The sequence below is a fragment of the Pseudomonas sp. MSSRFD41 genome (genome assembly GCF_014230245.1).
Lineage (GTDB): Bacteria > Pseudomonadota > Gammaproteobacteria > Pseudomonadales > Pseudomonadaceae > Aquipseudomonas > Aquipseudomonas piscis.
Window position 1 is genome coordinate 84777 of sequence record NZ_JACKZK010000023.1, and the last position, 11453, is coordinate 96229.

Annotated in this window: 13 protein-coding genes; 6 read left to right on the forward strand and 7 right to left on the reverse strand. The window is 63.6% G+C overall.

Annotated features, from left to right (window positions below; translation table 11 throughout):
* Window positions 1-16: 16 nt before the first annotated feature.
* The 6 genes from H7A76_RS26165 to H7A76_RS32490 all read right to left on the reverse strand — a co-directional run bounded on the left by H7A76_RS26165 (window position 17) and on the right by H7A76_RS32490 (window position 6070).
* Window positions 17-1039, reverse strand: coding sequence for an ABC transporter permease (locus H7A76_RS26165; protein ID WP_103324527.1), 1023 nt, complete (start codon window positions 1037-1039; stop codon window positions 17-19).
* On the reverse strand, window positions 1039-2100 hold the full coding sequence (locus H7A76_RS26170) for a microcin C ABC transporter permease YejB (protein ID WP_185701188.1): 1062 nt from the start codon (window positions 2098-2100) through the stop codon (window positions 1039-1041). Before H7A76_RS26170 ends, H7A76_RS26165 begins: the two co-directional genes overlap by 1 nt.
* Window positions 2100-3962, reverse strand: coding sequence for an extracellular solute-binding protein (locus tag H7A76_RS26175; protein ID WP_185701189.1), 1863 nt, complete (start codon window positions 3960-3962; stop codon window positions 2100-2102). The genes H7A76_RS26170 and H7A76_RS26175 overlap by 1 nt, the downstream gene beginning before the upstream one ends.
* 152 nt (window positions 3963-4114) lie before the next feature.
* On the reverse strand, window positions 4115-4396 hold the full coding sequence (locus H7A76_RS26180; RefSeq protein ID WP_185701190.1) for a peptidylprolyl isomerase: 282 nt from the start codon (window positions 4394-4396) through the stop codon (window positions 4115-4117).
* A gap of 117 nt (window positions 4397-4513) precedes the next feature.
* Complete coding sequence (locus H7A76_RS26185) at window positions 4514-5593, reverse strand: 3-deoxy-7-phosphoheptulonate synthase (protein ID WP_185701191.1); 1080 nt, start codon at window positions 5591-5593, stop codon at window positions 4514-4516.
* Between the two features lie 345 nt (window positions 5594-5938).
* Window positions 5939-6070, reverse strand: a complete 132-nt coding sequence (locus tag H7A76_RS32490; protein WP_260498082.1) for a hypothetical protein — start codon at window positions 6068-6070, stop codon at window positions 5939-5941.
* 171 nt (window positions 6071-6241) lie between these two features.
* Between H7A76_RS32490 and H7A76_RS26190 the strand changes: the two genes are divergently transcribed.
* Together H7A76_RS26190 and H7A76_RS26195 are read left to right on the forward strand one after the other, a co-directional pair.
* Window positions 6242-6994 (forward strand): carbon-nitrogen hydrolase family protein, encoded by a 753-nt coding sequence (locus H7A76_RS26190; RefSeq protein WP_185701192.1) that lies wholly within the window; start codon window positions 6242-6244, stop codon window positions 6992-6994.
* Complete coding sequence (locus H7A76_RS26195; RefSeq protein WP_185701193.1) at window positions 6991-7455, forward strand: GNAT family N-acetyltransferase; 465 nt, start codon at window positions 6991-6993, stop codon at window positions 7453-7455. The genes H7A76_RS26190 and H7A76_RS26195 overlap by 4 nt, the downstream gene beginning before the upstream one ends.
* Window positions 7456-7472: 17 nt before the next feature.
* Here H7A76_RS26195 and H7A76_RS26200 read toward each other — a convergent pair whose 3' ends face one another.
* A complete protein-coding gene (locus H7A76_RS26200) occupies window positions 7473-7703 on the reverse strand; it encodes a DNA-binding protein (protein WP_185701194.1) in 231 nt (76 codons plus the stop codon).
* A gap of 81 nt (window positions 7704-7784) precedes the next feature.
* Between H7A76_RS26200 and H7A76_RS26205 the strand changes: the two genes are divergently transcribed.
* The 4 genes from H7A76_RS26205 (at window position 7785) to pgsA (ending at window position 11357) form a co-directional block, all read left to right on the forward strand.
* The gene (locus tag H7A76_RS26205) at window positions 7785-8150 is read left to right on the forward strand and encodes a helix-turn-helix domain-containing protein (RefSeq protein ID WP_185701199.1); all 366 of its coding nucleotides are present in this window, start codon (window positions 7785-7787) and stop codon (window positions 8148-8150) included.
* A 145-nt stretch (window positions 8151-8295) separates the two neighbouring features.
* A complete protein-coding gene (uvrY, locus tag H7A76_RS26210) occupies window positions 8296-8937 on the forward strand; it encodes a UvrY/SirA/GacA family response regulator transcription factor (RefSeq protein WP_031320037.1) in 642 nt (213 codons plus the stop codon).
* A gap of 3 nt (window positions 8938-8940) precedes the next feature.
* Window positions 8941-10764, forward strand: a complete 1824-nt coding sequence (gene uvrC, locus H7A76_RS26215) for an excinuclease ABC subunit UvrC (protein ID WP_185701195.1) — start codon at window positions 8941-8943, stop codon at window positions 10762-10764.
* A 32-nt stretch (window positions 10765-10796) separates the two neighbouring features.
* Window positions 10797-11357, forward strand: a complete 561-nt coding sequence (gene pgsA / locus H7A76_RS26220) for a CDP-diacylglycerol--glycerol-3-phosphate 3-phosphatidyltransferase (protein ID WP_185701196.1) — start codon at window positions 10797-10799, stop codon at window positions 11355-11357.
* The last annotated feature ends 96 nt before the right edge of the window (window positions 11358-11453 follow it).

Below are 11453 nucleotides of genomic sequence, written 5' to 3' on the forward strand. Positions count from 1 at the left end.
GCTTCATAAGCGTGGATCAAGATCGTGGATCAAAGGCATCGCGCAGCGCCTCGCCGATGAACACCAGCAGCGAGAGGATCAGCGCCAGGGCGAAGAACGCCGTCAGCCCCAGCCATGGCGCCTGCAGGTTCTGCTTGCCCTGGCCGATCAACTCGCCCAGGGAGGCGCTGCCGGCGGGCATGCCGAAACCGAGGAAGTCCAGGGCGGTCAGGGTCGAGATGGCGCCGGTGAGAATGAACGGCAGGTAGCTCAGGGTGGCGTTCATGGCGTTGGGCAGGATGTGCCGCAGGATCACCTTGCGATCGCCCAGGCCCAGGGCCCTGGCGGCCTTGACGTACTCCAGGTTGCGCCCGCGCAGGAATTCGGCGCGGACCACGTCCACCAGGGCCAGCCAGGAGAACAGCGCCATGATCCCCAGCAGCCACCAGAAGTTCGGTTCGACGAACCCCGAGAGGATGATCAAGAGGTACAGCACCGGCAGCCCCGACCAGACTTCCAGCAGGCGCTGGCCCAAGAGGTCGACCCAGCCGCCGTAGTAGCCCTGCAGCGCCCCGGCGGCAATGCCGACCAGGGCGCTGATGGCGGTCAGGGCCAGGGCGAACAGGATCGACACCCGGGCGCCGTAGATCACCCGCGCGAGGACGTCCCGGGCCTGGTCGTCGGTGCCCAGCCAGTTGGTCGCCGTGGGCGGGCTGGGGGCCGGCCGGGTCAGGTCGTAGTTGGGCGTGTCTTCGCTGAAGGGAATGGGGGGAAACAGCAGCCAGCCGCCGTCCTTGCGGATCAGCTGCTGCACGTAGTCGCTGCGGTAGTCGGCCTGGAACGGCAGCTGGCCGCCGAACTCCTGCTCGGTGTAGCGCTTGAACACCGGGAAGTACAGCGAACCCTGGTAGCTCAGCACCAGCGGCTTGTCGTTGGCGATCAGCTCGCCGCCCAGGGTCAGGACGAACAGGCCGATGAACAGCCACAGCGACCACCAGCCCCGGCGGTTCTGCTTGAAACGGTCCAGGCGTCGACGCGCCAGTGGGGAGAGCTTGAGCATCAGGCGTTCCTCGCGGCGAAGTCGATGCGCGGGTCGACCAGGGTGTAGCACAGGTCGCCGATGAGTTTTATCAAGAGCCCGAACAGGGTGAAGATGAACAGCGAGCCGAACACCACCGGATAGTCCCGGGAGACCGCGGCTTCATAGCTCATGCGCCCCAGGCCATCGAGGGAGAAGATCACCTCGATCAGCAACGAGCCGGCGAAGAACACGTTGATGAAGGCTTGGGGAATGCCCGAGACCACCAGCAGCATGGCGTTGCGAAACACATGGCCGTACAGCACCCGGCGTTCGCTGAGGCCCTTGGCCCGGGCGGTGACCACGTACTGGCGGGTGATTTCGTTGAGGAAGCTGTTCTTGGTGAGGATGGTCAGGGTGGCGAAGCCGCCGATTACCAGGGAGCTGACCGGCAGCACCAGGTGCCAGAAGTAGTCGGCGATCTTGCCCAGGGTGCTCAGCTGGTCGAAGTCGTCCGAGACCAGGCCGCGCACCGGGAACCAGTTCAGCGAGGTGCCACCGGCGAACAGCACGATCAGGAACATGGCGAACAGGAAGGCCGGCATGGCGTAGCCGATGATGATCGCGGTGCTGCTCCAGACATCGAAGTGGCTGCCATGGCGCACCGCCTTGCGAATCCCCAGGGGGATCGACACCAGGTAGGTGATCAGGGTCGCCCACAGCCCCAGGGAAATGGTCACCGGCATCTTTTCCAGGATCAGGTCGGTGACCGTGGCACCACGAAAGAAGCTCTTGCCGAAGTCCAGTTGGGCGTAGTTCTTGAGCATCAGCCACAGGCGTTCATGGGCCGGCTTGTCGAAACCGTACTGTTTCTCGATGTCCTGGATCAGCTTGGGGTCCAGGCCGCGGCTGGCGCGCGAGCCGCCACTGCTCATGGCGTCGGCGGAGCCACCGACACCGCCGCCGCCAATGCCCTGCAAGCGGGCGATGGCCTGTTCCACCGGGCCGCCGGGAGCGGCCTGGACGATGACGAAGTTCACCAGAAGGATGATCAGCAGGGTCGGGATGATCAGCAGCAAGCGCCGCAGGATGTAGGCCGGCATCAGGGGCGTCCTCCGGGTTGGCCACGGCGCGCGAGTTCGGCGGCCATCTGGTCATTGGTCAGCGGGGTGGGGCTGACTTCCCACCAGGTCTCGATGGCTTCGTCGTTGCTGGCCGGCACCTTGGGCCTGCCGAAACGGTTCCACCAGACGGTGGAGGTGCCGGGTGGGTAGTAGTTGGCGATCCAGTAGTAGTTCCATTGCAGCACCCGGTCCAGGGCATGGGCGTAGCGCAGCATTTGCGGCTGGCTGGTGGCCTTGACCAGGCCGTTGACCAGGGTGTCCACCGCCGGGTTCTTGAGCACCATGAGGTTGTTCGAGCCCGGGTCGTTGGCCGCGGCCGAACCGAAGTAGTTGTACAGCTCCAGCCCGGGCGAGGTGGTCACCGGGTAGCCGGTGACGATCATGTCGTAGTCGCGGGCCATCAGCCGGTTGACGTACTGCGCGGAATCGATGCGGCGGATGTTCAGGGTGATGCCGATCTGGGCCAGGTTGCGCTTGTAGGGCAGCAACAGGCGCTCGATGGAGCCCTGGGTGATCAGGAAGGTGAACGCCAGGGGCTCGCCCTGGGCATTGACCAGCTTGTCGCCCTCGGGCTTCCAGCCTGCCTGTTCCAGCAGGGCCAGGGCCTGCAATTGTTTGTCGCGCAGTACGCCGCTGCCATCGGTCTTCGGCGCTTCGAACACCTGGGTGAAGACCTCGTCGGGAATCTGCCCGCGCAATGGCTCGAGGATCTTCAGCTCCTCGGCGTCCGGCAGGCTGCGGGCCGCCAGCGGGGTGTTGGAGAAGAAGCTCTGCTGGCGGATGTACAGGTTGCGCATCATCTGCCGGTTGCTCCACTCGAAGTCCCAGAGCATGGCCAGGGCCTGGCGGGTGCGGCGGTCCTGGAACACCGGGCGGTCGAGGTTGAACACATAGCCCTGGGCCGGTTGCGGTGCGGCCTGGGCCAGGTGGGCCTTCTGCAGGCGCCCGTCGTTCAGGGCCGGGCTGTCGTAGCCGATGGAGTAGCCGGTGGCGGAGAACTCGCGGTTGTAGTCGTAGGCCCCGCCGCGCAGCACCTGGCGGGCAACGTCGATGTCGCCGAAGTACTCGACGCTGAAATGATCGAAGTTGTACAGGCCACGGCTGACCGGCAGGTCCTTGCCCCACCAGTCGGGGTTGCGGATGAAGGTGATGCTGTTGCCCGAGTCCACCTTGCCCACGCGATAGGGGCCGCTGCCCAGGGGTGCTTCATAGCCGCCACCGCCGGCGAAGTCGCGACTCTTCCACCAGTGTTCGGGGAACACCGGCAGGGTCGCGATATCCAGGGGCAGGGTACGGTTCTCGTTGTTCTTGAAGTCGAAGCGGATCACCCGTGGCGACTCCACGGTGACGCCGCTGACATCGGCGAACTGGGTGCGATAACGCATGCTGCCCTGGGTCATCAGCAGGTCGTAGCTGTAGCGCACGTCTTCGGCAGTGATGGGGGTGTCGTCGGCGAAGCGCGCCTTGGGGTTGAGGTAGAAACGCAGCCACAGGCCGTCTTCGCCGCGCTCCATCTTCTCGGCCACCAGGCCGTAGACGGTATAGGGTTCGTCCAGGGAGCGCTGGGCCAGGGGGGCATACACCAGGCCATCCAGCTGGGACACGCCGATGCCCTTGTCGATATAGGGCAGCACATGGTCGAAGCGGCCGATCTCGATGGCCGAGCGGCGCAGGGTCCCGCCTTTGGGGGCCTGGGGGTCGACGTAGTCGAAGTGGCTGAAACCCTGGGAATACTTGGCCGGTTCGCCATAGACGGTCATGGCGTGCTGGGGAGCGGCCTGGGCACTGGCGGCGCCCAGCAACAGGGTGGTGAGCAGTACGGAAGGGAAAAGCAGTCGCATTGTCAGCCTTGCAAGCCGGGTGATCGATGACCACGATTTGTACGCGAGCCGCGCGTGACTGGCCAGCCGCACCCGTTGTCGCGCATCTTGGGGCATAAAGGCAACGGCCCACCGAGTGGCGGGCCGTTGGGGCTGGCGTGATCGCCGGGCGATCAGTCCTGGCGGCTGGTGACTTCCAGCAGGTGATAGCCGAACTGGGTCTTCACCGGGCCCTGGACCACGTTGATCGGGGCGCTGAACACCACGGTATCGAACTCCTTGACCATCTGGCCCGGGCCGAAGGAACCCAGGTTGCCGCCGTCACGGCTGGAAGGGCAGGTGGAGTGCTGCTTCGCTACGTCGGCGAAATCGGCGCCGGCTTCGATTTCGGCCTTGAGTTCGTTGCACTTGGCTTCGCTGGCAACCAGGATGTGACGGGCAGTGGCTTTGGCCATGGGAATCGCTCCTTTGAAGAAAGTGCAGAGACTACCGGATTCAGGTGGCCATTTCTTGTCAAAGTTCCTTCAAGCCGTTACCGCCACGACTGCCGGCGTGGCGGTAACGGCCGATGCTCAGGCGCTGGCTGCCAGTGCCCGCAGTCGCTGGGCGGCGTTGCCCAGCAGGTGCTCTGTGGTGTCCCAGCCCAGGCAGCCGTCGGTGATCGAGACGCCGTAGCGCAGGTTGCCGCTCAGCGGTTGGCAGCCTTCGAACAGATGGCTTTCGAGCATCACCCCCATCAGCGAGGCGTCGCCTTGCAGGCGCTGCTCCAGCACTTCGTTGAACACTGCCGGCTGGCGGGCCGGGTCCTTGCCACTGTTGGCGTGGCTGCAATCGACCATGATCCGTGCCGGGATCTTCAGCTTGTGCAGGTCGCGCTGGACCTGGGCCACGCTCTGGCGGTCGTAGTTCGGCCCTCGGTGGCCGCCGCGCAGCACCAGGTGGGTGTCGGGATTGCCCGCGGTCTGGATGATCGCCGGATGGCCCTGGCTGTCGACGCCGAAGTGGCGGTGCGGATGGGCCGCCGAGCGCATGGCGTCGCAGGCGATGGCGACGCCACCGTCGGTGCCGTTCTTGAAGCCCACCGGTATCTCCAGGCCACTGGCCATTTCCCGGTGGATCTGCGATTCGGTGGTGCGCGCGCCGATGGCGACCCAGCTCAAGAGGTCGTCGAAGTAGCCGGCGGCCATGGGTTGCAGCAACTCCGTGGCGATCGGCAGGCCCAGGCGCAACATCTCGCGCATCAGTTCCCGGGACAGGGCCAGGCCACCGGCCATGTCATCGCTGCCGTCCAGGTGCGGGTCGTAGGCCAGGCCTTTCCAGCCGACGGTGGTGCGGGGTTTTTCCACGTAGGCGCGCATCACCAGGAGCATTTGGTCGCTCACTTGCGCGGACAGCCTTGCCAGATTGGCGGCATATTCCAGGGCCGATTGCGGATCGTGGATGGAGCAGGGGCCGACCACTACCAGAAGGCGTGGGTCCTGGCCTTGGAGGATGGCGCGAATGGCTTGGCGATGGGTGGCGACTTGCTGGCTCAGGGCCGTGGATAGCGGCAGGTGCTGCTTGAGTTCCAGGGAGCTGGGCAGGCGCTGGCTCAGGGGTTCGTTGGCGCTGGCTTGAGCGGACAGGGACAGAGCGGATACGGACGAATTCATGTGCGGTCTTCCTGGGCGGGCGGCGGGCGATGTCCCGCGCGCGGCCCTACTGGGGTGTTCGACAATTGGCCGTACTGGCCATGAGTGTGCAATTGCCACCGGTAGGTGACCGATCGGAGGCGGCAGGCTGTCCCGAGCGGAGGCTGCTAAATCGCCAGGTGGAAAACATGTCGTAACGGTAATAGGTGGCGTAGTTCATGGTGCAATCCTCGGTCAGTTCGGTGTGTCGCAAAAATCGTGGTTGAAAATCCAAGTCCCGGAAAAACAAAACCCCCGGTCGGGAGGCCGACCGGGGGTAGAGATTTCTCTGGTGGGCGACCCGTTTTTATGGGCGCCGGTTGGGTATCAGGCGCGCCAGTGGCTAAACCAATACCCAAAATAAAAGCTCGCCGCCGCGCTGCCAGTGACCCAGGCAGCCGCAACCGAGCGCAGGGCGCGGATGGTGTGGCGATGCAGGGAAAGGGTCTGGAGCAGCATGGGGTTTCTCCGTGAAGTGCAGCGAGCTTACTAGAGGCCGGGGCGGCGATTCAATCAGTAATTTCCATGGGGCAGGGGGCCCCGCGACTATGGGTTAGTCCAATGGGGATTGTGTGCGACACTCGCGGCGCCTGCCTGGCTATCTCCATCGCTGCCTAAAAAGGACCGCCCATGACCTTGTTGACCCTTGCTGCCGCCCAATCGGTGTCCATTGCTGGCGACCTGCCGGCCAACCTCGCCGGACACCAGCGCTTGATGCGGCTGGCGGCGGAGCAGGGCGTGCAGTTGCTGGTGTTTCCCGAGTTGTCGTTGACCGGCTACGAGCCACAATTGGCGACCGAGCTGGCTTTGGCTCCGGATTCTCCGGTATTGCACCCCCTGCGCGACCTGGCTCGGGAGCTGCAGGTGACTACGGTGGTGGGGTTGCCGATTCGCCTGGTCGATGACGGGCCGGTGTTGATCGGTGCGCTGGTGCTGGGGGCCGATGGTTCGCTGGCGGTCTATAGCAAGCAGCATCTGCATCCCGGAGAGGAGCGCGTTTTTGCCGCAGGCAGTGGCGGCGCTCCCTTGGTATTTGCCGAGCACCAGGTTGCCCTGGCGGTTTGTGCGGACTTCAGCCATGCCAGCCATGTGCAGGCGGCTGCGCAGGCCGGGGCCGATGTCTATGCCGCCGGCGTGCTGGTCAGCGAGGGTGGGTATGCCGTCGACAGCACGCTGTTGCAAGGGTATGCCGGCAAGCATGGGTTGCTGGTATTGATGGCCAATCATGGCGGACCCAGTGGCGGCTGGGCCTGCGCCGGGCGCAGTGCGGCCTGGGGCCCCGGGGGAGAATTGCTGGCAGCGGTGGACGGTATCGGTGAGGCGTTGCTGTTGGTTCGAGGCGGTGCCGGGCAGTGGCAGGCCCAAGTGCTGCTGGTTCGATGAGCGGCTTCGAACTGCGCCCTGCCCGGGAGACCGACCTGGCCTTCGCCCGGGAGCTGACCTGCTGCGGCATGCTGCGCTACTACATCCGTCATGACCTGCTGTGGCTCGATGAGGCCTTCGACGTGGCCTGGGCCGGCCGCGAGAACCTGCTGATCTGCCAGGGGACTCAAGTGCTGGGTTTCGTCAGCCTGAGCCGCGACCAGCGGGCGCTCTACGTCCGAGAGCTGCATGTGCTACCGGCCTGGCGCGGGCAGGGCGCGGGGAGCTGGACCTTGCAGCAGGTGTTCGAGATGGCGCGAAAGGAGCGTCGGGGCTTGTTGCGCTTGACGGTATTCAAGGACAACCCGGCACAACGCTTGTACGAGCGGATGGGTTTACAGGTGGTGGGAGCCGATGATTGCTTCTGGCGCATGGAGCGCTCCACCGCTGCGGTCAGCGCTGTGCCAGGCAGGAATGAATAAGGGTCGGGGCAGATAGGTCAGCCCAGTGCCGGATCCACTGCCGGAACTTCGTCGAGGATGATGCCGTCCTTCATGCCCAATAGCACCGCGACCTTGTGGGCTTCCCCTCGCTTGCCTTTCTTGCGGCCGGCCAATACCTGATAGGTGGTGGCTGGATCGACTCCATGTTCGCGCGCGAACTGTTGAACCGATTTTCCTTGGTGTTCCAGCCAGGCCTTGGCTTGTGCGGCAGTGCGTATACCGGGCATAGTTCAAAACCGTTCAATTTTGTTCAAAGCTTGAAGAGTATGACACCCCTTGGGGTGTATCTGATGGGATCATACATCCAAATGAGTGGAATCGGTTCGCGGTTGAGGCAGGAGCGGGAGCGCCTTGGACTGTCGCAAAAAGTTTTTGGTGAAATCGGCGGGGTGGAAGCCAACGCCCAGGGTAAATACGAAAGTGGTGATCGTGCGCCCAAGGCTGACTATCTATCGCGGGTAGCAGCCAGGGGAGTGGATGTGCTGTATGTGCTGACCGGTAGCCGGACGCCGGTCCAGGCCGGCAGGTTGAGCCGGACCGAGGAAAAGGTGCTTGACTGCTTTCGGGCGCTGTTCAAAGGCGATCAGGAGGCAATCTGCCGCTTGAGCGTCACCCTGGCCGAGTTGTCTCAGAGCCAGGGCTCCAGGAAAAAGCCCCAGCCCGCCGAGCCCTGAGGCCCGCGCCTGTCGTAGAGGCAGGCCGGGCGTACGCTGTTATCGCGACGGATGTGTTTTTAATAGCGCATGTGATTAGGTTTGTACGGCGCTTTTTTGCTAAGGTGTCGGGCAACCTGTAAAGACCATTTCGCGAGGTGTCTGCTTGATTAGGGTGCTAGTAGTCGATGACCACGATCTCGTTCGTACGGGCATTACACGAATGCTGGCTGACATCGATGGCCTGCAAGTAGTCGGGCAGGCGGAGTCGGGAGAGGAATCCCTGCTCAAGGCGCGGGAATTGAAACCCGACGTAGTCCTGATGGACGTCAAGATGCCAGGGATCGGTGGGCTTGAAGCCACGCGCAAGTTGCTGCGCAGTCATCCGGACATCAAGGTCGTGGCCGTGACGGTCTGCGAGGAAGATCCATTCCCTACCCGATTGCTGCAAGCGGGAGCGGCGGGTTACCTGACCAAGGGCGCGGGACTCAACGAAATGGTCCAGGCCATTCGGCTGGTCTTCGCCGGCCAGCGCTACATCAGCCCGCAAATCGCCCAGCAGTTGGTCTTCAAGTCGTTCCAACCTTCCAGTGAATCGCCATTCGATGCGCTGTCGGAACGGGAAATCCAGATTGCCCTGATGATCGTCGGTTGCCAGAAGGTACAGATCATCTCCGACAAGCTGTGCCTGTCGCCGAAAACCGTGAACACCTACCGTTATCGGATTTTCGAGAAACTCTCGATCAGCAGCGATGTGGAGTTGACGCTGCTTGCGGTTCGCCACGGCATGGTCGATGCCAGCCTCTGAAAAATGACCGACCTGTTTGATGCCAGCGCCTTTCTTTCTACCTGCAGTGGCCGCCCCGGTGTGTATCGCATGTTCGACAGCGATGCGCGCCTGCTCTACGTCGGTAAAGCCAAGAACCTGAAGAACCGCCTGTCCAGCTACTTCCGCAAGACCGGCCAGGCGCCGAAGACCGCCGCCCTGGTGGCGCGTATCGCCCAGATCGAGACCACCATCACCGCCAACGAGACCGAGGCGCTGCTGCTGGAGCAGACCCTGATCAAGGAGTGGCGGCCGCCTTACAACATCCTCCTGCGCGACGACAAGTCCTATCCCTATGTCTTTCTCTCCGACGGCGCCTTTCCGCGCTTCAGCATCCATCGCGGGGCGAAGAAGCAGAAGGGCAAGTATTTCGGGCCTTATCCCAGCGCCGGCGCCATCCGTGAAAGCCTGAGCCTGTTGCAGAAGACCTTCCTGGTCCGCCAGTGCGAGGACAGCTACTACAAGAACCGTACGCGGCCTTGCCTGCAATACCAGATCAAGCGCTGCAAGGGGCCGTGCGTCGGCCTGGTGGAGCCCGAGGTCTATGCCGAGGACGTGCGCCATTCAGTGATGTTCCTCGAGGGGCGCAGCAATGCCCTGACCGACGAGTTGTCCGGTGCCATGGAAGCCGCCGCCAGCACCCTGGACTTCGAGAAGGCCGCCGAGCTGCGCGACCAGATCGGCCTGCTGCGTCGGGTCCAGGACCAGCAGAGCATGGAAGGCGGTACCGGCGATGTCGACGTGCTGGCGGCTTTCGTCAACCCGGGCGGGGCTTGCGTGCACCTGATCAGCGTGCGTGGCGGGCGAGTGCTGGGCAGCAAGAACTTCTTCCCCCAGGTGGGCATCGAGGAAGACGTGGCGGAAGTCATGCTGGCGTTCCTGGGACAATATTTCGTCAGCAGTCCTGAGCGCGACCTGCCGTCCGAGTTGATCGTCAATGTGACCCATGAAGACTTCCCGACCCTGATCGCCGCCATCGATGAGTTGCGCGGTCGCGAACTGACCATCAGCCACAGGGTGCGTGGCACCCGGGCGCGCTGGCAGCAACTGGCGGTGACCAATGCCGAACAGGCCCTGGGCGCGCGCCTGGCCAACCGTCAGCATGTGGCCGCGCGTTTCGAGGCCCTGGCCGAAGTGCTGAGCCTGGACGAGCCGCCACAGCGCCTGGAGTGCTACGACATCAGCCATTCCAGCGGCGAGGCCACCGTCGCCTCCTGCGTGGTGTTCGGGCCCGAGGGGCCGCTGAAGTCCGACTATCGCCGCTACAACATCGAGGGCGTCACTGCAGGTGACGACTACGCGGCCATGCACCAGGCCCTGACCCGACGCTTCAGCAAGCTCAAGGACGGCGAGGGCAAGCTGCCGGACATCCTCCTGGTGGACGGCGGCAAGGGGCAGATGGCCATGGCCCGTGATGTGCTCAACGAACTGGCGGTGCCGGACCTGATCCTGCTTGGCGTGGCCAAGGGCACGACTCGCAAGGCCGGTTTTGAAACGCTATACCTCAATGACGCGGCCCACGAGTTCACCCTCAAGGGGGATTCGCCGGCGCTGCACCTGATCCAGCAGATCCGCGACGAAGCCCACCGCTTTGCCATCACCGGCCATCGCGCCCGTCGCGGCAAGGCGCGACGTACCTCGACCCTGGAAGGGGTGGCGGGGGTCGGTCCGACACGCCGGCGCGACCTGCTCAAGCATTTTGGCGGATTGCAGGAATTGTCCCGGGCCAGCATCGACGAGATCGCCAAGGCACCGGGAATCAGTAAAAAGCTCGCAGAGTTGATTTATGCAAACCTGCACAGCGAGTAGAATGCCCAATCACCTCGTAGCCAGTTGTGCCGATGAATATCCCTAATCTGATCACCGTCCTACGCGTCCTGCTCATCCCGATCTTCATATTGCTGTTCTATATGCCTTATAGCTGGAGCTATATGGCAGCCAGTTCAGTCTTTGCCTTCGCGGCCGCTACCGATTGGCTGGACGGCTACCTGGCGCGACGCCTGCAGCAGAGCACGCCGTTCGGTGCGTTCCTCGACCCAGTGGCCGACAAGCTGATGGTGGCGGTGGCCTTGGTGCTGCTGGTGCAGGAACACGCCAACCTGTGGCTGACCCTGCCGGCGGCCGTGATCATCGGGCGCGAGATCGTGGTCTCGGCCCTGCGCGAATGGATGGCCGAACTCGGCGCCCGCGCGCAGGTGGCGGTGTCCAACATGGGCAAGTGGAAAACCGCGGCGCAGATGCTGGCGCTGGTGATCCTGCTGGCCAATCCCTCGGTCTTCAGCTTCTGGGTGTTGCTGGGCTACACCCTGCTGATGGTAGCGGCAGGCCTGACCTTGTGGTCGATGCAGCAATACCTGCGGGCCGCCTGGCCGCACCTGAAAATCGACGGCGAGAAAAAATAAGTTTTTTTGAATCAAGGGGTTGACGTAGATTCTGATTTCTATAGAATGCGCAACACCAAGACGTTGCGGGAATAGCTCAGTTGGTAGAGCACGACC